This window comes from Vampirovibrionales bacterium (assembly GCA_016712355.1).
In the GTDB taxonomy this organism is placed as follows: domain Bacteria; phylum Cyanobacteriota; class Vampirovibrionia; order Vampirovibrionales; family Vampirovibrionaceae; genus JADJRF01.
Genome location: JADJRF010000005.1, coordinates 1597013 through 1618494, shown reverse-complemented (window position 1 = coordinate 1618494; position 21482 = coordinate 1597013). Strand labels below are relative to the sequence as shown.

Genomic DNA, 21482 nt, shown 5'->3' with positions numbered 1-21482 from the left:
CGGCCTTCTCTATGATTAAAGTCGAAATCTTTACCCATGAGCCTTTTCAAATCAACAGTTACCTGATTTGGGACGAGGAGCGGCGTTGCTCGGCCCTCGTGGATTGCGGACGCGACATCGCGCAGATTATGACCTTTATTAAGGCCCATGATCTGGTCTGCCAGGATGTTTTCCAGACCCACGGATTTCTGGAATTCCTGGAAGGGCAGCCCGCGTTGCGCGATCAACTGGATTTGTCCGCCTATATGAGTCCGCAGGATGAATTCTGGCTGGCGCACCTCGACACGCAGGCCATTATGCTCAGCGTTGATCATCCGCCGCAGGCCTTTATTGATCAGCAGGCGCTCGACGGAGATTCGTTCAGCATTGGTTCGATTCGGGTCAACGTCCTGCACACGCCGGGCAATACGCCGGGCGGCCTCAGTTATTACATGCCGGGCGTTAATGGCGTATTTGTAGGCGATCTGCTCTATGCGGGCGATCTCGGCCCCACAGATGTTCCTTACGGGGACACGGCGCAAATGACGGCTTCGGTTCGCGAGCGGATCCTGACGCTGCCCGACGACACGGTAATTTATCCGGGGCGCGGCCCCATTACCACGGTCGGCTGGGAGAAGAAGGGAAATTCGTTCAAGCCGCGTCCGTACGCGATCGCCCCGTCAAGTCCTGCCGGGATTTAATGACCTGCCGGTTTAGCGCCGGGCGCGCCGCGTTTACGTTCACAGCGCTGCTTTCGGCGGTTTTACTCATAGGCGGCGTCACAGGAATGCTTGCGCCAGCAGCTTCCACGACGCCGAGCGCGCCCAAGCGTCCGGTTCAACTGGAAGTGGAGCCGCAGAAGCAGATTTTTTCGCGCCGCGAAGGGTTGATGATGCGCGTCACGCTAAAGGCCTTACAACCCGTGCCGTTGTGTCTGGAGAAAGATCCCCTGACTCAGTTCCGCTTTCGCATTTTTCGATCGGGATTTGGCGAATTGCCGCTGGCGCCGCTGGTCAGCCGCGATACGCGCGTTATTTTCGGGCAGCGCCCTCAGGCGCGTCCGTTGGAGGCGGGGCGCTCATGGGTGTATCGCCTTAATCTCAAACGCCTGCAGTTTCTGGATGGCGAATCGTGGGCGTCGGGCGATTACGCCGTCAATGCCAGCTTTTTACTCTGCGATCCCGACGGCGGCGACGCGGAAATCACGGCCCCAGCGCGACGCCCGGCCCGCTTCATGATCATGAATTAGCCGCTATCGCGCTTCAAGCTGAGACCAGGCAGGCGTTTCGCCTGAAAGGCGTCGATTTCGTTTGGGCAGAGGAAGCGAAGCCAGGCGCGCCTTTTCTACAATGAATATCAAACTATGCCAAAAACTCTGAAAGATTTTTTGAGGAGCATTTGCGTCGATGATGGGCTTTTTCAAAAACCTGAACGTGTTTCACAAGCAATTATTGGCCACTGTCACCTCTTCGGTCGTGCTGCTGAGCGTAATCGCCATTGCCGTCCTCAATGCCATGGAAATGGAAAGCGCCTCACGACAGATGGCCCAGCGATTCTTGCCAAACGCCAATGACATCAGCGACATTAATGACGCCTACTGGATGCGTCGACTCCGCGCCAGCGCGCTGGTTTACGCCACTCAGCCCCAAGAGCGGACCGACTTGCGAAAGGGGATTAAAGAGTCTGACGAGGCGATGGATCAAACGCTGGCGTCTTACCGCAAGCGCGTGGCGGGAGAAAGCGAACAGACGCTTTTCCAGAATCTGGAAAGCTTTATTGAACGCGATCGAGCCGATATCGCCCAGCTGGTGGCGCTGTCCGGCGCAGGAGATCCCGCAAAAGCCGTCGCGTGGGAACATCACAAGTCGCGGCCGCTGTATTTGAGCTCCGATCAGTATTTTGATGCGCTCAAACAACACAACAGCCAGCAAGTGGCCGACCAGGAGGCCGCGATGCATCGGCACACCGAGACTTTTAAAGTCGCCTTTCCGTTAGTCTGCCTTGTTGCCATCGGGTTAATGGCGCTCATTGGCTGGTGGATTGCAACATCGATCAGCAGACCCATTCAGGCGATCACCAAAACGGCGCAGAAGATTTCTGCCGGGGATTTATCGGGAACCGTTGAACGCCTCGATTCACGCGATGAAATCGGGCAATTGAGTCATGCGCTGGCGGATATGTCGAAGAGCTTGCGCTCATTGATGACCCAAATTAAACGGCAGGTCTCCACCGTGACCGCTTCGTCCTGCGACATGCAGCAAACAGCCAGCCAGATTGACATAATGAGCGACAATCTGCGCAGCGCGTCGGACTCCACCAACGTACTGACCGAACGGCTCGGCGGCGATATTCATACCGTAGCGGACGCCGTGGTGATGGCGTCTGACAATGTGCGCGAAGTCGGGCGGTCCTGTGAGCAGGTCGAGCAGAGCGGCCGCGACGTGGGCCAATCCGCCGAGCAACTGGCGGTCAATATGCGCGAAATGTCGCAGGCGGCCGAGCAAATGTCAGGATCCGTTCACACCATTGCGAGCGCCATGGAGCAAATGAGCGCCTCGCTGAATGAAGTCGCGGGCAACGCCGCTCAGGCGGCCCAGGTCACCAACGACGCCGAACAGCGCGCAGCGGCCACCCGACAATCGGTGAACGCGCTGGGAGAATCCGCGCAAGAGATCGGCAATGTGTTGGGCCTGATTCGCACCATTGCGTCTCAAACCAATTTATTGGCCCTCAACGCCTCGATTGAAGCCGCCAGCGCCGGAGAGGCCGGTAAGGGCTTTGCCGTGGTCGCCAGCGAAGTCAAAGAACTGGCCAAGCAATCGGAACAGGCGACCGACGTCATTCGTCAGCGCATCGAGGATATGCAGAACAGCACCCACGCCGCCATTGCAGAAATCGCCTCGATTACCGAAACCATTACCCAAATTAACAATATCAGCGAATCCATTGCCACTGCCATTGACCAGCAGGCGGCCACCGTACAGGAGGTCGGACGCAGCGTCGTCGGGGTGGCGGCAGCCGCGCAACAGGTGGCGGGCAACGTCTCGGGCTCTGCGCAACTGGCGGGCAACGTCGCCGAAAAAGCCGACAAAACGCTGATGGCCGTCGACAGCATTAGCCAGAACCTGATTTCGTTGACCACGCGCACCCAAACCATCGAAGAAAAAATGCAGGGCGCCTCGGTCTGCTCGCAAGAAATGGAACGCGGCATGGCCCAGGTTCGCCAGGTTTCGCAGGAAAGCGCGCAGCGATCGAGCGATGTCAAAAAAGACGCCGATGCGCTTTCTTCTCTATCAGCGGAATTAACCGAGCTGATTAACGCCTTTAATGTATGCGAGCCCTATATCGTCTGGACAAACGACTACGCCGTGGGCATCCCGTCGATTGATAATCAGCACCAGTATCTGTTCCGGTTAATTAATCAGTTGAATGAGGCGGTGCAAACCGAATCGTCCGGCGCCGTGATGGGGAATCTGCTCGAAGGGCTGATTAATTACACGGTGTCGCATTTCGACAACGAAGAAGCCATGATGCAGCAGACGGATTATCCCGACGCCCGCGCCCATATTGAGCAGCACGAACGCTTCAAGGCGCAGGTAGTCGGGTTCTATGAGCAATTCAAGGCGGGAACGGCCGTTGTCGACGACGCCGTGCTGAATATGCTCACCCAATGGCTGAAAGGCCACGTCATGGGATCTGACTTCCAGTACAGAGACCACTTTAAAGAACGCGGCATGCGCTAGCATCGAGCAGAAGGCGCGATCTTGGTATAATCAGGGCTTCGCAGAGACGGCGCACGTTTTTGGACAGCGCCAGGAGAGGAGCCTTGATCGGGTATGACCGAGTTTTCTGTTGTTCGCGGCGATCTCGTCGGCATCGACGCCGACGCGTTGATAGTCAATCTGTTTGAAGGCGTCATTGAGCCCGCAGGCGGCGCCGGGGCGGTGGATCAGGCGCTGAATCGCGCCATTGGCAAAGAACTGGCCGCGGGACGGGTTTTTCATGGAAAATTAGGCGATACCTGTGTGTTTCCGACGTATGGCGCCCTTAAAACGCCGTACGTGGTGATGGTCGGCCTCGGCAAGCAGGCGCAGTTCAATGGAGCGGCCATCCGCCGCGCTGCAGCGGCTGCCATTCGCGCGTGCCAGAAGCTTCGGGCGCGGTCTGTCGCGACGATTCTGCACGGCGCGGGCGCAGGCGGCTTCGACGCTGGACGCGCGGCGCGTCTGCTGGCGGAAGGGACGCTGATGGGGGCGTATCAGTTTTTGCGCTATAAAACCCCGCAACGCGGCGATCTACCGCGAGTAGAGATTGAACGGGTCGCAATCGTCGAACGGGACGCCGCAAAAATCGCGGAAATCGAAGCCGGACTAGGCGTCGGCGCAATCACAGGGCGCGCCGTTCGGCGTGCGCGCGATTGGGTATCTGACAGCGCCAACGCCATCACGCCCGACGCGATGCGCCAACTGGCCGAAGGGTTGTCGGGCGTGTCCTGTCAGGTTCTGTCGCGGGCAGATCTGGAAAAATCCGGGATGGGCGCGTTTCTCTCGGTGGCCAAAGGCAGCGACGCGCCGCCGTATCTGGTGCATCTGAGCATCACGCCGCCGGCGTCGGTGAAGTCCACGAAAACCGTGGCGCTGGTCGGTAAAGGCATCACGTTTGACAGCGGCGGCCTGTCGCTGAAACCGCCCGCCGGACAGGAGTTAATGAAAATGGACATGGCCGGCGCCGCTGCCGTGCTGGCCAGCATGGGCGCGCTGGGCGAACTGGCTCAAGCCGGATTGCCCCTGAATTGCCGCGTCGATGGGTTTTTACCGCTGTGCGAAAACATGCCCGGCCCCGGCGCCAGCAAGCCGGGCGATATCGTACGCGCCATGTCGGGCAAAACCATTGAAATCAACAACACCGACGCCGAAGGCCGCCTGATTCTGGCCGATGCGATCACGTATGCCCAGAAGACCGTCTCCCCGGATGAGATCATTGATCTGGCGACGCTTACCGGCGCGTGTATTACGGCTCTTGGCGAGGCCGCCGCCGGGATCATGGGGAGCAATCAGCCGCTGATCGACGCCTTACGCGCCAGCGGCGAGGCTGCCGGTGAAAAGCTCTGGCAGTTGCCGCTCTACGAGGAGTACGAAGAGGCCCTGAAAAGCGATGTGGCGGATCTCATCAACGCCGGATCGAAAGGCAAGGCCGGAACCGCCTGCGCCGCGATGTTTCTGAAGCATTTTATTGAAGGCGATCGCGCCTGGGCGCATCTGGATATTGCCGGCCCCGCCTGGACCAGCGCCGATCGGCCCGAGACCCCTAAAGGCGCCAGCGGCTTCGGCGTACGAACCCTGTTGTACTACCTTTACGGCTGGCAGTCGTAAGGCCGTCAGGACGGCGAATCTGCGACGGCGGCGTCGATGGCGCGCAGCGCGGCGAACAGTTTGAGCAGGTAAGCGACCTGATCGTCGCCATTCATCCCGCTCAGGCGAATGAGCAAGGTCGGCATGCTGCCCTGGATAGAAGAGGCGCCCGGCGTCCAGCGCGCACGCCTGCCGATTTCCGGCGGCAGTTTGTTTTGCAGCGCCATCCATTCCTGAAGCGTATAGCGGACCGTGATGCGTAAAAATTCCTCGTCAGAGCGCACCAGCGGAATGCCCAGTTCGCCCGCCTGAATGCGCAAGCGCACCAGATTCACCAGTTGCAGCGTCTGAGGCGGAATATCGCCAAAACGATCGCGCCACTCGGCCTGAATATGCTCAAGCGCCAGTTCGCTGTCGATATCAGCCAGCCGCTTGTATTCGCTGAGCTTGACGTCCAGATCGCCCGCCCATTTTTCCGGGATGAAGGCCGTGACGTTCAGATCAATGACCGACGACTCGCGCGCCTTCTCCTGCTTGCCCTGAAGCGTCTGGATGGAATCGTCGAGCATCTGGCAATACAGGTCAAAGCCCACGGAAATCATGTGTCCGTGCTGTTCTGCGCCCAGAATGTTGCCCACGCCCCGGATCTCCAGATCGCGCATGGCGATCTGGTAGCCGCTGCCCAGCGTCGTGAATTCGCGGATGGCGCGCAGGCGATCGCGCGCGTCTTGCGACAGGATTTTTTCGGGGTCGTAATAACAATAGGCGTACGCTTGCGCATCGCTGCGACCGACGCGACCGCGAATCTGATACAACTGCGCCAGCCCGAAGCGATTGGCCTGATCAATGACAATGGTGTTGACGTTGGGAATATCCAGCCCGCTTTCGATGATAGTCGTACACAGCAGGACGTCGGTCTGGTGATTGGCGAAGTCGAGCATCACGGTTTCGAGATCGTCGCCGCTCATCTGGCCATGGCCGACGGCGTAACGCGCCTCAGGAATCAGCGCCTGCAATTCGCCGAGTTTTTCGTAGATGCTTTGGACCCGGTTGTGCAGAAAATACACCTGACCGCCGCGATCCATCTCTTGCAGAATCGCCATGCGGATTTGAGCCGGATTATAAGGGCCGACGAAGGTTTGAATGGGCAGACGATTGGTCGGAGCCGTGCGGATCAGGCTCATTTCGCGCACGCCGGACAGCGACATATAGAGCGTGCGGGGAATCGGCGTGGCCGACATCGTGAGAACATCAATATTGGCGCGCATCTGCTTGATTTTTTCTTTATGCGCGACGCCAAAACGCTGTTCTTCGTCGATGACCAACAGGCCCAGATCTTTAAAGACGATATCTTTTTGTAAAAGCCGATGCGTGCCAATCACCACGTCGATCTCGCCCAGAGCCAAGCGGCGAACGACATCGCGCTGCTCCTGAGGCGAACGGAATCGCGATAACAGGCCAATACGCACCGGATAAGGGCGAAAGCGCTCGCTGACGGTATTAAAATGCTGCTGCGCCAGAATGGTCGTCGGGGCCAGAACGGCGGCCTGTTTGCCGCTGAGAGCGCATTTAAACAGCCCGCGCAAGGCGACCTCGGTCTTACCAAAGCCCACATCGCCGCAGATCAGGCGATCCATGACCTTCTCGGATTCCATATCCCCTTTCATATCGAGAATGGCCTGCCATTGATCGGGGGTTTCGGAGTAGGGGAAGGCTTCTTCCATTTCCACCTGCCATGGAGAATCGGCGTCAAAGCGCACGCCGGGGGTTTTGGCGCGCCGCGCGTACAGGGCCACCAGATCGCGGGCGATGTTGGCGACCGACTTTTGCACCTTGCCCTTGACGCGACTCCAGTCGGTTCCCCCCATGCGATTGAGTTTGGGCGGCTTGTCGCCCGCGCCCCGATAGCGCGACAACTGATTGACCTGATCAACCGGCACATGCAGCTTATCCGTGCCGGAATATTGCAGCGTCAGGTATTCGCGCGTTTCGCCGTCGATTTTAATTTGCGCCAGCGACAGAAAGCGCCCGATGCCGTGTTTGATATGCACGACGTAATCGCCGGGGCGCAGGTCGTTGACGGAATTAATCACGTCGATATCGTCGCGGCTGCGCCCGGATTTTGCCTTGAGAATAATCCGCTTGTGTCCGCGCCCGAATAATTCGACATCGCTATAATGCGCCAGACGATGCTCCGGCAGTAAGAATCCTTCTTGTGGGCCCGTTTTGGAGATGATGACTTCTGAGGTGGGTTGCCACGAGGCGTCTTCGGCGCTGACGCCTTCCTCGCTCCAGTAAATCGCGCCGACGCCGCGCTCCTTGCAGGCGTCCAGCGCCCGTTGCGGGTGATCGGTCGTCACAAAGACGCGTTCGCCGTCTCGCAAATGCTGCTGCAAGCGCTCGACAGCGGCGCCCAAATCTGCGCGGAACTGGGTCGGGGCCATCACTTGTAAGGGATACAGGCTCTTAAGGCGGTCGAACACCGTCTGGCTATCTGTTGCCAGCGGCAGGGCGTCGAGAATGAGGCGGCGCGGGATGCGCTCGCGCAACTCACGCAGCGCGTCGGCGTCCTGCACATGATAGGAGAAGCCCATATCGAGCAGGCGTCCTTTGGCAAGGCCCTCCTGAAGTTGTCGATCCAGCCGATCGCTCAGCCCGCCCAGATGATTCACCAGCGAGGGCCAGTCATCCAGCGCGGCAATGGCGTCGGTCGGCAACGCATCGAGCAGGGTTCGGTAAGCGTCTTCGGGATTGTCTTCGACCAGGGGCGCGAAGTAATCGACGCCATCGGGTAAAAATTCCTGTTCGAGCGCCGTTAACTGGTTGGAAAGCGAGCCGCGCAGGCCTTCGATTTCTTCGGGGGAAAGGCGCTGTTGCTGACGCTCCAATTGCTCAGCGATACGCGCTTGCAGACGCTGGCGATTTTCGGGCGTTACCAGCAGCGCCGAGCGAGGAATCGCCAGGGCTTCCCCGACCAGTTCAACCGAGCGCTGAGAGTCCACGTCGATGCGGCGAATGGTTTCGATCATGTCACCGAAAAATTCGATGCGCACCGGATCGCCGTTAATCGGATAGAGATCGAAAATATCGCCCCGGCTGCTGAATTCGCCAGGCTCCATAATTAAACTGGTGCGCAGGTAGCCCATTTCCAGGCATCGACGGGTGAGGGTTTCGGGCGCAATCTCATCGCGGCGGGCGATTCGCACGGCGTGGGCGTTTAAATGATCGAACGTGGGATGCTTCAGCAACAGGTTTTTGGGAGACAGCAGCAGAATAAACGGATCGGGCTGATGTTCATGCTGGCGAAGACGGGCCAGTAAGCGAAACTGCTCGCGTAAATCGCCCGCCGGAATCGCGGATTGATCGTAAGGCGAATAGGCGTCCGGGGGCCATGCCTCGACGCAATGAGCAGGCAGCAGCTGGTTGAGTTCAAAGCGGAATTTCTGGACGTGCTGGGGCTCGGCGCAGACGACCACCAGCAGCTTGCGGCAGTGGCGAAACACGGCGGCCAGAATCAGCGCTTTGACTGCGGGATTGGCCAGATTCTCGAGATAGGCTTCGAGCGTGTCCGGGCTTTCATCGGCTTTTGGCGCGCGCAGAAAGCGATTGCCCAGATCCTGGGCCCACTCGGACGCCAGAAAGACATCCAGGAGATGGTTTCCTGCGCTCAACACCTTGTTGGAAATACGGGGCGGGGTCATTGAGCGGGATCCGTTAAGGGCGACGGGTGTTCAAAGCCAGAGCCAAAAGCGCCAGAAACATCTCCAGGCTCCGGCGGACGCGAGCGCGCCGGGACAAAGGGGCCGTGTTGAGGCGCTATCACCACCGCGTCACCCACGCGAAGGCCCAGACGCGCAGCCTCGCCGCCCGATATTTCCAGCGCGCCATCGACCCAATCCAGCGAACGATACACAGGACATGGATCCACGGCGCATGGCGGCGCGTTGGCGACAATGCGCGTCACCCGCAGATCCCGGTAGAAGACGATATCCAGCGGCATGCGACAGTCCTTCATCCAGAACGCCGTGCGCTGGCGAGTGTCGAAAGGAAAGAGCATCGCGCGGCCAGCGCCCAGTTCCGCACGTCCCATCAGCCCGTGCGCCTGTTGTTGAGAAGATCGGGCGACCTCGGCGTCAAAGGCCGCCGCGCCGACGTTGACTCTGGCAAGCGGCAGAGACGCCGGCAGCGCGGGAAAGACGTTTTCCAGCGCTTCGGCAGCCAGAGGACGCAGGCACAGGGTCAGCAGAGAGATCGCACAAAATATTCTAAAAACAATTTTTAAAAAGGGCGCGCGCGCGGTGGATAAAGCGCTACGGCGGCGGATCCTCATGGAAACGACTCCTCTCAGGGGTGAATCCGGTGCGGGGCGCCGAGCGACGACCAATAAAGCCACGGCGGATTCAAGCCTGTTTAATTGTAGCGAAACCGCACGCGCGATTCAAAGCGCCGCGCCGGAGACATTGCAAGACGGGCAGCTCGAATGGGAAATCCGCGCAAAAGAAAAAGCACAACTTTAAATGAATTAAAGTTGTGCGCGCTATGAGGAGTAACTGTTGCTGAAGTCATTGAGGTTGGTAAGTCTGGCTGGAAGGAGGTAAGGGGGAAGAGAAAGTGGAAGAAGAGGAGGAAGAAGAAGTCTTTGTATTATTGTTATCGCAGAAAACGGAAATTGCTTTAAAAACAGCCAAAAACACGCTGACGACGTGGTTTTCAGCAAGACGAAAAGGGGGCCAAAAACGGGTCAAAATCACGAATTTTTGTAAAGATTTTAGCGTCAGGATTTCTGACTTCTACGCGCGCGCGATTAATCGGCGCTGAGCGGCGTCAAGGTCAGCGGGCTTTCTAAAATGAGGGTCATCCGCTCGCCGGGCAGCCACTGGATATGGGCGCCCATTTGACGCGGACCATCCAGCACCACGCGGTTGTAAGCCCCAATGCCCCACACGTGATAGGGAATCGCCCGAAATTTAGTGCCCGGCGTCAGCTCTCCGCCCCAGACATGCCCGGGACGATCCGTTTGAACATGCGCAACGACAGGCAGTTGTGCGCCGTCGTCCTGAGTGAGGCGGTCAAAGCGAATGCCCAGCGTGGCGTTTTCTCCCTGAACCGGGACCTCGCACACCGTGACGCGGCCCAGCAGACGCGCCTGCTTGCCCAAAACCAGCGTCCGGCCGATATACAGCGGCTGCGACACGGCCGCCTCGACGGGATCGCCGACGTGGTTAATGGCCGTACTCACAGGCGTTTGAAGCACGACGTGCAAAGCCGAGCCGACAGGCAGCGTGAAGGACGTCGGCTCTGGCTGCGCCTCGACGACGCTGGCGTAATAAGCCGGGTCGGCGATAATTTGCGCACTCGCCGACGGCGCCACGCGCAGCCCGGCCCCCCATGCAAGCAGGGCGATGAGCAGGTAAGTGGACAGGCGGACGGCGCGCGTCATGAGAGCTGGGCGTCTCCTTGATGGGGAAGGCGAAGAGGCATCGAGGCTTAAGAAATCGGGGGTATTGTCATTATAACGAGGCCCGCCTATTTGGCAGCGTCTGGCGCGCATGTAACAGTTTGACGCGCGCGCCGCCTCAGGGCCGGACAGGCGTGATAGGCTAAAAGAGTCGTCAGTTGCGCGCATTCGGGATGTTCCTGATGGTTGCGGCCCGCCAGTCGTTTTTTGGGCGTCACGCCCTGCCCGTATTTGATTTTCTCTCCAGCCGCTCGCGGCAGGCGCTGGAGCAGTATCTGGCCAGCGGCGCAAGCGAGCGACGCGAGCGGCAATTGCTGGAGTTTTTTAAAAGCGTCGACTGGCTCCCGCTGGAAGAAATCACGCTGTTGAACGGGTCTCCGGCGCGAAAACTGCCGGTCGCTGAGCAGATGAGCCTGTTTCAGGATCTCAAGGCCTATTACCGGCAAAAAGACGAAGTGCGCCAGATGCGGCGTCTTCAGCGGCAAACGCGTCAGCGCCGCGTGATTGAGTATTACCGCCAGAAAATTTCGTCGCCGGATAAGCGCCTCCTGGAGCAATTGCGCGATTACGAACTGGCGCTCACCGGACGCGACGCCAATTGGCAGTATTATTTTGCCCTGCGCAGTTTCAGGCGCATCGACGCGTTTATCTCGCAGGCGCCCGCAGAGCGACTGTCTCAGATTGCTCAATTCAAGCGCGACGTGCTGGCTTATAAGCGCAATCTGGATTCGGGGCGCTGGCGCGATCCGATGGAAGACGAGCCATTTTTATCCTTCGACGAGTGGTGTCAGCACGCGCGGATCGAGGATTCTTCATCCGCGACGCAATCCGGGCGAGGGTCTGGCGGGCTTTCCGGCGATTACGCCTTGTTTCAGGCAACGCCGCAAACGCCGCTACCAGCGATTAAGCGCCAATTTCGCCAGCTCGCCCTGCGCGCGCACCCGGATATCACGGGCGATGACGGCGCCGCTATGCGCCGTCTGCTGGCCGCTTACGAACGCGTTCGCGCCGCGCACCGTTCGCTATAAACGCAGATCGCCTCTAACGCTGAGCCGCTGCCGCGCGCAGGCGAGATTCTATCACTGCCCAGTCGAGATTGCGCCAGAATGCGTCGAGATAGGACGCGCGCCGCGTACCGAAATCGATCATGTAGGCGTGCTCATACACGTCCAGCGCCAGAATGGGAAACACCCCCAGCGGAACGCCCACGTCGTGCGCATCCATACCGTAATGGCGCAGTTTGCCATCGGACAGACTGACGCCGGTGACCACCCAGCCCCGCATCGCGGCGCCAGCGGCTTTGAGGGATGCTTCAAAGCGGGCGAAATCTCCGAAATCGCGGGTAATGCGTTCGCTCGCCAACGGGCCGGGCGCACGCTGCGAGCCGCCCAACGCGCTGAAATACCAGTCGTGCAGCAAGGCGCCGTTAATGGCGTAGCTCTGCTTGAGAAAAACATCGCGCATGGCGTCCCATTGCGCGGCAGCCTGCAACTCATCGAGCCGCGCGGCGCTTTTGGCAACTTGGGCGACATAATTGCGGTAAAGCCCCAGATGCTGCTCCAGTTGCGCCGCCGAAAACCCTTCCAGGCCTGCCTTGAGGTGATCAAACGGCTTTTCTGCAAGCGAGAACATGGCGGCCGACGTGGCCAAAACGCCGGTGCTGGGACGCGCGGCAGGCGTCCCGCGTCCCAGGGCCCTGCCAATAAACGAAGACGAGGCCAGCGCGCCGGCGCCGGCGAGAGCCGACCATTTCAGGAATTTTCGCCGTGAAAGCGGGGCCTCCAGAGCGGTTTCATCGATCGGAAACGTCATGACGATCTCCTTTTTATCGCAGATGAGTAGCCTGCCAAGAGCTAGGCGGATGTGGGCAGAGCCAGCAGCGACAGAATCGCGCGGGCGAAGTCTGCGGCGGCGTCCGGGCCGTTGGCCGTCACGAGACGTCCGTCAATGGTGACCGGATCGCCGGTGTAAACCGCGCCGCCCTGTTGCAAAGCGGCGATGGATTCCGGCATTTCCCACACGGTGGCGCGCTTGCCTTGCAAGAGACCGGCCAGAGCCAGCGTGGCGGGAGACAGGCAGATAGCGCTGATCACCGCGCCTTGCGCGGCCATGGTCTGTAGAAGGCTGTGCAGATCGGCGTTGCGCCACAAGTGCGCCATGGCGCCGATGCCGCCGACAATGACAATCGCCTCGTAGCGCTGCGGCAGAATATCGGTAATCGTGCGGGTAATGGGCTCGCTGGCGCCCAGCATGCCACTGGCCTTGCCGGTTTTAACGCTGACCGTATCCACGCGAAAACCGTCCGCCTGAAACGCCGCGCGCGGCTCCAACAGCTCTTCGTCGCGAAACCCGTCGGGGGCGATCACCATCAGGATTTGTCGGGGATCGGCGGGGGGATTCATGCCAAAGCTCCTCTCTCATGCAGGATTAGGGCCGCGTGTTGCGGGAAGGCGTTTCTGCCGAACGAATGGGCAAAAACGCCTGAAAGCGCTTCATTGTAACATCCTTCGCAGGGCGTCTCGACGCAGAGCAATTTTACGCGGCATACAGGGCTTTTTCGGCAATCTCAGAACTCTTAACTATTTTTTCCTTGCAATGAAAAGGGCGCTGACTGTATGATTGTTTTTGTAAGGCAATGAACAACACAGAAGTCACACGGGGAAAAATTCGAGCCATCGAGTTCAATCATCTCAGTTGTTGCGAGTCGGATATCACAACATCTCGTGTCTGAAGTCGGGTGCGTCATCACAGTCGTCAGGGGAAGTCACAGTCATCAGAAGTCATTTAAACGGGTGCGTGTCAGGGTAAGTGAATAAGGGGGAATCCATCATGGGGTTTGGAGGTTTCGCCGGGGAATTCCAGTCGCAAGAAGTCGTCGCGACGCAAGACCAGCAAAACGTCAAATCGTTTCCGATGCTGCCGTTGCGTAAACGCCGTCATGGCGCAGAAGCCGCGCCGGTGGTCGTCGATCAACTGGAAAACATCCGCCTGAGCAAGTCCCTTGAGCAGGAAAACAAGCGGCTGGTCAGCAAGCGTCTGCAACGGGTTGCTGCCCTGCGGCGTCTGTACGAGCGCGACGCCCTTCGGTTAAAAGGCGTCGAAGAAATCGAGGCCGTCGAAGCCCAACTGCGTCTGGTGAACATGGACAGTCTGGACGGACAGAAATTGCAGTATCAAAAAAGCATGCTCGCCTTCTATTACGGCATGCCGGTGGAATATATTCAGGCGGATTCGGCCAGCGCCAATATCGAAGGCATTAACTACGCCATTAAAACGCTGGCGCGGGTCATCGCCCAATTACCCGCCGACGATGAGTCGCTGGGCGAGCAGGCCGCGCGCATCGGCGAACTCAAGGCGATTAAAACGGGCCTGTACAAAGATATGGAAGCCGCCGACCGGGTTTTTCTGGCGCGTCGCAGCGTCATCGAAATGATCTACGGCGTGGCGCGCCTGGTTTTAGGGGGCCGCTCGCACAGGAGCTAGCGGCAAAACGGGGGGTTACTCTGTGATACGCGCACATATCAACTGATACGCACGATCTCGGGCGAGGGCGCTGGTTTAGTTGACGAATCGATACTTTACCAGCGCCCACAACGCCCAAATGCCATCTCGCCAGGTGATCTTTTTTCCTTCATGGAAATCACGTCCATAGTAGGAAATTGGCGCCTCGAAGAGATGGTATTTTTGTTTGAGAACCTTGGCGGTGACTTCCGGCTCAAAGTCGAAGCGATTGGATCGGATCTGAATGGTCTTGATGACGTCGGAGCGAAACGCCTTATAGCAGGTTTCCATATCGGTCAGCGTGGTGTTGTACAGCAGATTGGTCACCAGCGTCAGAAAACGATTGCCCAGCAAGTGCAGGAAGTTAAAAGCCCGCACCGGTTTGCCGCTCGCCAGCCGCGTGCCGTAGACCACATCGGCGCGGTCGTCGAGAATGAGGCGGACCAGATCGGGATAATCCGCCGGGTCGTATTCGAGATCCGCATCCTGAATGACGATAATATCGCCGGTGGCATAATGCAGGGCCGTGCGCAGGGCCGCGCCCTTACCCATGTTACGGGCATGAAACAGCGCCCGCAGATCCGGGAATTGCTCTTGCAGGCGCTTGAGCAGATCGCGCGTGCCGTCTTGCGAGCCATCGTCCACCAGAATAATTTCGGGCGTGAGACCGCAGAAATCTACCGCGCGCACCCGCGCCAGCATCTGTTCGAGAAAGCCGGCCTCGTTGTATACCGGTATCAAAATGCTGATGCGTTCCGCTTTCATAATGCCTGTCTATCCTGCCTACCTGTCTGGCTTGGGTCGTCTGTCGGGGACTCGCGCGGGAGCCGACCGGTTCATTCTATAATAGACGCCCCGTTATCGCTTGCGAGGAAACGTTTTTCACGATGCGCGTCCTGTTTCGGCTTCTGGCCTTTCTGCTGCTGACGCGCTTTGTCGCGGGCCTTGTGGGAGAACGCGCGCCGCGCGCGCTGACAGGCGCGCTCGATCTACTCTTAAACTGGCTTACGCCGCCCGCAACCCTTGCGCTCAACGCGCTGGCGCAGGCGATTCCGCCCTCATGGGCGACCTGGCTTCCCGCGCCCTCGGCGAGTCGGCTGATAGACGCCATTATGCGCTTCTTAACCGGCGCGCCATGGCCATGGCTGCGCGAATGGTTTACGGGGCGCGTGGAATGGACGTATCTGCTCACGCTGGGCTTTGCGATGGCCCTTGCCTGGGGGCTTCAGCTTATGCGCGCCACTGGCGTGGGGTGGGGACGCGAAGCGGGTCACCGTCAGCGTCTGCGTCAGATGCAAGCGGGTCATGAGCGCCAGATCCGAGCCCTGGAAGCGACGCGCGACGCAGCGCCGGGCGTGCGGGAGCGAGACCCGCTCAGCGGATTATTCCAGCGGGCATGGTTTTTTCATGCGCTGGAGCGCGAGTTGCAGCAGGCGACGCAGTCTCGCCAGCCCATCAGCGCGGTTTTATTTCGCTTGGGGGGAGCGGGGGGACTCTATGGCGAGACGCAAAACCCGCCGCTATGGGCGGATGAGACTTTCCGGCAGGCCGCCCAGCCTGTTCTCAGCCTGATGACGCCGCGCGAAAACGTGATTGCATGTCGCTATGAACCCAGCGCCATCGCAGTGATTCTGGTCGGCGCCTCTCCGCAGGAAGTGGACACGTTTGTCGAGCGCCTGCAAGCTTACTGGAGCAATCCGCAGCAAGCGCAAGCGGACATTACCACGCCAATCGCCTCAGCCGCTGGCGCGCTCACCGTCGCGTTCGCCCCAGCGCCCGGACGGGAAGCCGAAAAGCCGCCGCATGCCGAGCGACTGGCGCAGCAACTCGAAGCGCTGGCCTACGAGGCGCACCTTCAGGGGCCGGGAGAGCGCCGCGCCCATGTCATTACCCTGCATTGAGGCCGTTAAGCGCCTCAGACGCTAAAGGGTCGGCTTGAAAAATTCGCTGTATCCAGCCTGAGCGCCAATGAAAGGCGTTTCCGGCAGCAGATTGCCGATGCCCATCAGCACGCCTAATCCGCCTAAGCCGCCGCCCACCGTGCCGGGGATGCCGGTAGCCGCTTCACGCTGGATGGCCAGATTGGATTCCTGAGTCAACTGGGCGGCCAGCGGAGAGGCATTCGCTCCCCAGGCGAAGAGGTCGCCGTATTTTTGGTCAAACTCAGCCAGTTTGGTATTAAAAGCCTGACGATCCGCCATCGTAGAGCTAACAACGCCCGTATACGCAGGGTTGCTCAAAATTGAGCTGGGCAGCGTCGCGCTATCCGTCAGGCCCGCGCCCACGCCGACCGGCAGACTGCTTTTAACGCCCGTATAAGCCGGATTATTAAGAACCGAGGACATCGTACCGAGATATAACGACGTCGCCGAACTCCCGAAGGCCCATTTGTACAATGTGGGATTGGTTGCGGCCAATTGCTGAACGTACGCCTCTGACTGCGTAAGCCCGCCTGAAACAGACGTCATGATACAAAACCCTCTCGATTCATATTGCGGAAGATCATCCCAGAAACGGGAAAATCAAAATATATAAAAATAAAAACATTATTAAGAGTTGAATTGTTCTTTGGATTAAATTTGTTAATTATTGTAAAGTTATACGACGCTCCCCAATTTTTTAAGCTTTCGGCGCGCGTCTTCGTTAGGATAGGGAGCGTTGATACACGGGATGGCAAGCATAGGCATGGCCTTCAAGCGGTCCTTTGGATTTTGGCGTATCGTCCTGGCGACGGCGCTGACGTGCGCGCTTTTGTGGTTAGCGGCGCGCGGCATTGAGCGTTTAATCCCGCGTTTTGTCGACCTCGACGCGTTACGCGCGCGTATTGAGCAGGAAACGCCGAATGCGCTGATGACGCAACCCGGTTGGCGCCTGCGCTTGAGCCGGCCCGTCGTGACGCTGACGTGGCAGGGCGCTCGGGTGTTTTTCTCCGAAGCGACGCTGCTGGATCCGGGCGCCAAGCCCGTGGCCCGCGCTCAACAGGCGGCCCTCATCGCCCGGTATTGGCCGATGCTGATCGGCGGCACGCCCGAGCTGGGGCGCGGAGAAATTGAGACGCTCCATGTGGATATGCCGACGCGCCCGCCGTTTAAACCGCTTCAGAAACCGCCGCCGGAAGAGAAGCAACCGGTCACGCTCCAGGATTTTTCGCTTGCGATTGAACGTATGGATGGCCGTCTGGGCCCCTGGGCCATCGCCGATCGCTATGTGATAGGACGCAGCAGCAATATGAAGCTGGCGCATTTAGCCAGCGATCGCGACATCGCCGTCTCCGGCGAAGCGGCGCTGTGGCAGACGTCGCTGACGGGAGGACTGCAACGCGCACTGGGCGAGGGCTGGGCGTCGATGGTGATTTCCCAAGGCGAGCCCGCTGCAAAAAGTCCAGTCAGCGCGCTGGATCTACGCGCGCGCAATATCGATCCCGCTGTGGCAGGCGAATGGCTGGAGGCTCTGGCGATTCATCCCGGCATTACGGCGCAAGGCAGGATCGAAACGCTTAGCGCTCAGTATCGCCGCGCGTCCGGTTTCTGGGGAGGACAGGCAAACGACCGGATTCAGGAAACCGTCAGCGTGTTTGCGCAAACGCGCCAGCCCTTGAACTGGCGTCGCGGCGAGGACGGCGGACAAGCGCCTCCCGGCGCGTTGCAAGCGTCTTTTCGCGCAGAGGGACGACGACGGCTCTCGGATATTTTGATTCGCTTGTCCCGACGAACGATCGACGGCAAGAATTCTAAACTGTCAGACGCTTTACATATTTCAGGCGAGATTGAGAACCCGAAGGCGCTGGACCAGCCCCAGTCCGACTTGCGCGCCGCCAAAGCCCGCCTGCGCGTCGCCATTACGGATTTCTCCCTGTCGACCTTACGGGCGTTGCCCGCGCCCGACGCGCAAACCGCGCAAGCCCTGCGCGCCATTCGCGGCAAGCTCAATGGCGCCATCGACCTGCAGGGGCGATTGCTGGATCCAGACTTAAAAGGCAGCCTGCGACTCAGCGACGTGTCCGCAACGATTCCGGCGCTATCGGCTCAGGCGCTGGCGCAGGATCTCAGCGGGCAAATCGCCTTCAACGGCAAACGCGTCACCGCCCGCGACCTGCGCGGTCGACTCTTAGACGGCGCGCTGGATCTGTCCGGGACCATTGACCGTAAGACCAACGCCCTGATCGACGGCGCGCTGACGCTGGAAGGGCAGGATGTTTCGTTAATGAGCGGACTGGCGCGGCAACTGGCGCGCGCGCAGGGCAATCCTATCCCGGACTGGCTTCAGCGCGGACGTTACGAAGGCCGACTGTCGGCGCGCTTACGAGCCACAGGCGCAGCCTCAAACCCCGACTGGGAAGGAGACGCCTGGATTCGTCAAGGCGTCGTCCGCGCGCCTGACGCCGCAACATCGAGCGGATTCCGCGCACTGGCCAGCGGATTAACCGGCCATGCGATTTTTAAAGGGAAAACCATTGCGCTGCAAAGCGTTGGCTTTCGCCTGCTGAACGCGCCGGTCAGCCTGTCCGGGGTGATTTCACGAGCGGCGCGCGGACGCGAAACCATCGCGGCGAAAATGACGATGACGGCCATGCCGGTCGAAACCCTGCGTCAATCGGCGCTGCTGGCGTCCCGACTGAGCGCGCGGCCGCCGCAAGGGCTTCAGACGCTGGCAACCCTCAACACTTCGGGCACGCTCAGCGGCGCATTAAGCATCACGGGTTTATTGCAGAATCCGGCGTTCAGTGGTCAGTGGACGCTGCGCCAAGTGGCGCTTTCGCCCGGGAACGCCTTGATGGGGCTCAGCGGCCTGGAAGGAACGCTGCGCCTGACGTCTTCTCAACTGACGCTTTCCGGCATTCGCGGCCTGTGGCAGGGGACCCGCTTTCGGCTGGATGGAGCCATCGATCGCGATGCGCGCAATCCGATGGCGTTTCGGCGCTATCAGGCGCATTTAACCGCATCGGGGGATATTGCGGCCTTGGTAAGCCGTCTGTCAACGCTGGCGCCGGGGCTTATGGCGCTGCGCGAGCGCGATGCGCGCGGATCCGCCGATGTAGACGTATTTCTCGGCGGCGAGCTGCCCCAGGGGGCGTCTCAACCCGTTTTAATTTCTCCCACGCTGAAAAGCGGAAGCATTCGCCTGCGAAACGCTTCTTTTCTGCTGACGCCCGGCGGCAGCGATCGGGTTTCTGTCCAGCAAGCCGATTGGGTCGTGGATCGCAACAGCGTCATAAGGCTGCGTCCGACCCAGGCGCAGTTGGGCGATGTCCTCGTCAGCCTGCAAGGCGTGTTGAATCCCAACACAGGTCATTACGATCTGACGCTGGACAGCGGTCCCAGCAGCTTGCGATCGCTGGCGCGGATCAATGGGCTTGATCACAGCCTGCCGCTCCTGCGCGCGGCATCCGAAAAACGGCCTTTAACCGGTGAGGCTGCTTTGACAGCAAATGTGACTGAAGCAGGCGGACGCGCGACCCTTCGATTTGAGAAAATCGGCGGTCCCTTTGGGGAATCTGCGCAGTGGGGGCCGGTAAACGGGCAACTGGCAATGACATGGCGCAACGGCGAGGGAGTGATTCAGACGGTTTCCGCCGGTTTAACCGCGCGCGCGCGCGAATTCAACGGCGAGGCGCGTTTTGAAGGGCGGCGCAATGCTCGCGACAACACAATCACAGGCCCCTTTACGTCTCACTGGCAGAGGGAAAACAGCGCGCTAATGACGGCAAACGCGGCGCTGTCGCTCGGCGCGCAGCGGCTGGCCATCGATGCGGGCGAGGTGGATTTCGCGGACGCGGGCCGTCTCACGTTTGAGGGGGCTCTTGAGCAGCCGTTTAACGAGACGCATCGCCACGGGCAACTCTCTCTGGCGACCTCAACGCCCCTGAATCTGACCCTGCTAGGACCACGGCTGGGACTGGCCGCAGGCGATATGGCCGGAAGCCTGTCGGGCAATCTCGTGGCGCAAGGTCATAATCAGGAAGACGCGGTCGTGCTGGGAGTCCTTGATCTGGATAAACTCTCGTCGCAGCCGCTGCGCATCGTGGAAGCAAGCGGGCGCGTGGTACTGGAAGGCATCGACGGTCATTTTGATTTCTCCAGACTGGCGTTACCCGGCGTCGATATCGCGGCAAAAGGCGCCATTGACGACGTCGCCGCCTTCCCGCTGCCGCTCAAAGACGTCGCGATCACGGGACGGCAATTCGTCGTGGCGGCGTGGCAAACGTACGTGCGCGAAGTGGTGAATCAGCGCCTGACGGCAGGCTTTCTGACGCCATTATTCGGACCGCGCAAGCCGACGGATCCCCAGGCGCCTGTGCTGTTTGAAGACGCCAGCGTCGCCCTCGACGAAGCCGTTTACGACAACGTCCTCGTCAATAGCGTCCGGGCCCGGATGAATCTTGCCAGCTCAGGCTTTTTTGAATTACTCGACGCCAAGGCGGACGTAGCAGGCGGCAAACTTAAGGGTCATCTGGCGATCACGCCGCTGGACAATCAGTTTACCCAGGTCACGCTTGAAGCCTCCGGGGTCAAGGCCAATGCGTTGGCGCGCGCCTTGTTAAACGCGCCCAACCAGATTTTCGGCGACCTGAAAGGCGTGATTCGCTTTACCACGCAAGGCGCAACCGATGAAGAAATGACCAATAACGTCAACGGCGACGCGTCTTTTGTCATCACAGACGGTCGTTTGCCTGCTATTGCCAAGCTCGAGACGTTGCTGACAGCCGTCAACGTCTTGCGCGGCGGCGTGATTGGCCTGAGTTTAAATAATCTGCTCCGTACGATGACCCCGTTTAACACCAATTATTTTACTGAGCTGTCGGGCACGTTGCGCATCGCCCAAGGGCAGGCTTACACCACTGATTTGCTTTCAGACGGCGAAAATCTGGATCTGCTGATTGCTGGCCGCATTGGCCTGAAAGACGCGCAGGCGAACCTGAAGGTAACCGGCGCCATGAGCCAGGATGTCAGCGGCGCGCTTGGCAAACTGGGCAAACTCAGTCTGCGCAGCCTCCTGCGTTACCTGCCAGGCGTCGGCTTCCTGCCGGGCGTGAAAAACGGCGGCATTCTATCCTTTGTGCCGGGCGTCGGCTATGTGCCCGGCTTTGGCGGGCGGCCCGGCGAGCGCTCGCGATTCCAAGTCAAAATCAAGGGCTCGCTGGAAGATACCAGCGCCATCCACGATTTTGAATGGCTGCCGTAAGCCGATTGCTT

At 59.6% G+C, this 21482-nt stretch carries 17 protein-coding genes; 10 read left to right on the top strand and 7 right to left on the bottom strand.

The window, feature by feature from the left end; translation table 11 throughout:
- Positions 1–11 precede the first annotated feature (11 nt).
- From IPK79_08900 to IPK79_08885, 4 genes are all read left to right on the top strand, one after another.
- Positions 12–680, top strand: a complete 669-nt coding sequence (locus IPK79_08900) for an MBL fold metallo-hydrolase (GenBank protein MBK8190551.1) — start codon at positions 12–14, stop codon at positions 678–680.
- Positions 680–1228 carry a hypothetical protein gene (locus IPK79_08895; protein ID MBK8190550.1) on the top strand — a complete coding sequence of 183 codons (549 nt, stop codon included), beginning with the start codon at positions 680–682 and terminating at the stop codon, positions 1226–1228. Before IPK79_08900 ends, IPK79_08895 begins: the two co-directional genes overlap by 1 nt.
- 157 nt (positions 1229–1385) lie before the next feature.
- Positions 1386–3722, top strand: a complete 2337-nt coding sequence (locus IPK79_08890; GenBank protein MBK8190549.1) for a bacteriohemerythrin — start codon at positions 1386–1388, stop codon at positions 3720–3722.
- 93 nt (positions 3723–3815) lie between these two features.
- Positions 3816–5351 (top strand): leucyl aminopeptidase, encoded by a 1536-nt coding sequence (locus IPK79_08885; protein ID MBK8190548.1) that lies wholly within the window; start codon positions 3816–3818, stop codon positions 5349–5351.
- Between the two features lie 5 nt (positions 5352–5356).
- Here the strand turns inward: IPK79_08885 and mfd are convergent, their stop codons facing one another.
- Both mfd and IPK79_08875 read right to left on the bottom strand, forming a co-directional pair.
- On the bottom strand, positions 5357–9031 hold the full coding sequence (gene mfd / locus IPK79_08880; protein MBK8190547.1) for a transcription-repair coupling factor: 3675 nt from the start codon (positions 9029–9031) through the stop codon (positions 5357–5359).
- A complete protein-coding gene (locus IPK79_08875) occupies positions 9028–9660 on the bottom strand; it encodes a DUF192 domain-containing protein (GenBank protein MBK8190546.1) in 633 nt (210 codons plus the stop codon). Before IPK79_08875 ends, mfd begins: the two co-directional genes overlap by 4 nt.
- Here IPK79_08875 and IPK79_08870 point away from each other — a divergent pair.
- A complete protein-coding gene (locus tag IPK79_08870; GenBank protein ID MBK8190545.1) occupies positions 9659–9847 on the top strand; it encodes a hypothetical protein in 189 nt (62 codons plus the stop codon). The genes IPK79_08875 and IPK79_08870 overlap by 2 nt on opposite strands.
- Before the next feature lie 94 nt (positions 9848–9941).
- A complete protein-coding gene (locus tag IPK79_08865) occupies positions 9942–10148 on the top strand; it encodes a hypothetical protein (GenBank protein MBK8190544.1) in 207 nt (68 codons plus the stop codon).
- Here the strand turns inward: IPK79_08865 and IPK79_08860 are convergent.
- The gene (locus IPK79_08860; GenBank protein ID MBK8190543.1) at positions 10135–10770 is read right to left on the bottom strand and encodes a hypothetical protein; all 636 of its coding nucleotides are present in this window, start codon (positions 10768–10770) and stop codon (positions 10135–10137) included. The genes IPK79_08865 and IPK79_08860 overlap by 14 nt on opposite strands.
- Positions 10771–10970: 200 nt before the next feature.
- Here IPK79_08860 and IPK79_08855 point away from each other — a divergent pair, with 200 nt between their 5' ends.
- Complete coding sequence (locus tag IPK79_08855) at positions 10971–11816, top strand: J domain-containing protein (protein ID MBK8190542.1); 846 nt, start codon at positions 10971–10973, stop codon at positions 11814–11816.
- Positions 11817–11829: 13 nt separating this feature from the next.
- On the opposite strand, the gene IPK79_08850 is transcribed toward IPK79_08855, so the two are convergent.
- Entirely contained in the window at positions 11830–12600 is a 771-nt protein-coding gene (locus IPK79_08850) for a twin-arginine translocation signal domain-containing protein (GenBank protein ID MBK8190541.1), read from the bottom strand.
- A 41-nt stretch (positions 12601–12641) separates the two neighbouring features.
- Positions 12642–13190 (bottom strand): DJ-1/PfpI family protein, encoded by a 549-nt coding sequence (locus IPK79_08845; protein MBK8190540.1) that lies wholly within the window; start codon positions 13188–13190, stop codon positions 12642–12644.
- A gap of 427 nt (positions 13191–13617) precedes the next feature.
- Here IPK79_08845 and IPK79_08840 point away from each other — a divergent pair, with 427 nt between their 5' ends.
- Positions 13618–14271, top strand: coding sequence for a hypothetical protein (locus IPK79_08840; protein MBK8190539.1), 654 nt, complete (start codon positions 13618–13620; stop codon positions 14269–14271).
- Positions 14272–14346: 75 nt separating this feature from the next.
- On the opposite strand, the gene IPK79_08835 is transcribed toward IPK79_08840, so the two are convergent.
- Entirely contained in the window at positions 14347–15054 is a 708-nt protein-coding gene (locus IPK79_08835; GenBank protein ID MBK8190538.1) for a glycosyltransferase family 2 protein, read from the bottom strand.
- Between the two features lie 122 nt (positions 15055–15176).
- Between IPK79_08835 and IPK79_08830 the strand changes: the two genes are divergently transcribed.
- Positions 15177–16190: a hypothetical protein gene (locus IPK79_08830; protein ID MBK8190537.1), complete on the top strand. Its 1014-nt coding sequence runs from the start codon at positions 15177–15179 to the stop codon at positions 16188–16190.
- Between the two features lie 21 nt (positions 16191–16211).
- Here IPK79_08830 and IPK79_08825 read toward each other — a convergent pair whose 3' ends face one another.
- Positions 16212–16757, bottom strand: a complete 546-nt coding sequence (locus IPK79_08825) for a hypothetical protein (protein ID MBK8190536.1) — start codon at positions 16755–16757, stop codon at positions 16212–16214.
- 202 nt (positions 16758–16959) lie between these two features.
- Here IPK79_08825 and IPK79_08820 point away from each other — a divergent pair, with 202 nt between their 5' ends.
- The gene (locus tag IPK79_08820; GenBank protein ID MBK8190535.1) at positions 16960–21471 is read left to right on the top strand and encodes an AsmA family protein; all 4512 of its coding nucleotides are present in this window, start codon (positions 16960–16962) and stop codon (positions 21469–21471) included.
- The last annotated feature ends 11 nt before the right edge of the window (positions 21472–21482 follow it).

Coding starts and splice junctions, on each gene's coding strand:
- IPK79_08900 (MBK8190551.1), top strand. CDS start 12: ATGATTAAAGTCGAAATCTTTACCCATGAGCCTTTTCAAATCAACAGT.
- IPK79_08895 (MBK8190550.1), top strand. CDS start 680: ATGACCTGCCGGTTTAGCGCCGGGCGCGCCGCGTTTACGTTCACAGCG.
- IPK79_08890 (MBK8190549.1), top strand. CDS start 1,386: ATGATGGGCTTTTTCAAAAACCTGAACGTGTTTCACAAGCAATTATTG.
- IPK79_08885 (MBK8190548.1), top strand. CDS start 3,816: ATGACCGAGTTTTCTGTTGTTCGCGGCGATCTCGTCGGCATCGACGCC.
- mfd (MBK8190547.1), bottom strand. CDS start 9,031: ATGACCCCGCCCCGTATTTCCAACAAGGTGTTGAGCGCAGGAAACCAT.
- IPK79_08870 (MBK8190545.1), top strand. CDS start 9,659: ATGGAAACGACTCCTCTCAGGGGTGAATCCGGTGCGGGGCGCCGAGCG.
- IPK79_08875 (MBK8190546.1), bottom strand. CDS start 9,660: ATGAGGATCCGCCGCCGTAGCGCTTTATCCACCGCGCGCGCGCCCTTT.
- IPK79_08860 (MBK8190543.1), bottom strand. CDS start 10,770: ATGACGCGCGCCGTCCGCCTGTCCACTTACCTGCTCATCGCCCTGCTT.
- IPK79_08855 (MBK8190542.1), top strand. CDS start 10,971: ATGGTTGCGGCCCGCCAGTCGTTTTTTGGGCGTCACGCCCTGCCCGTA.
- IPK79_08850 (MBK8190541.1), bottom strand. CDS start 12,600: ATGACGTTTCCGATCGATGAAACCGCTCTGGAGGCCCCGCTTTCACGG.
- IPK79_08845 (MBK8190540.1), bottom strand. CDS start 13,190: ATGAATCCCCCCGCCGATCCCCGACAAATCCTGATGGTGATCGCCCCC.
- IPK79_08840 (MBK8190539.1), top strand. CDS start 13,618: ATGGGGTTTGGAGGTTTCGCCGGGGAATTCCAGTCGCAAGAAGTCGTC.
- IPK79_08835 (MBK8190538.1), bottom strand. CDS start 15,054: ATGAAAGCGGAACGCATCAGCATTTTGATACCGGTATACAACGAGGCC.
- IPK79_08830 (MBK8190537.1), top strand. CDS start 15,177: ATGCGCGTCCTGTTTCGGCTTCTGGCCTTTCTGCTGCTGACGCGCTTT.
- IPK79_08825 (MBK8190536.1), bottom strand. CDS start 16,757: ATGACGTCTGTTTCAGGCGGGCTTACGCAGTCAGAGGCGTACGTTCAG.
- IPK79_08820 (MBK8190535.1), top strand. CDS start 16,960: ATGGCAAGCATAGGCATGGCCTTCAAGCGGTCCTTTGGATTTTGGCGT.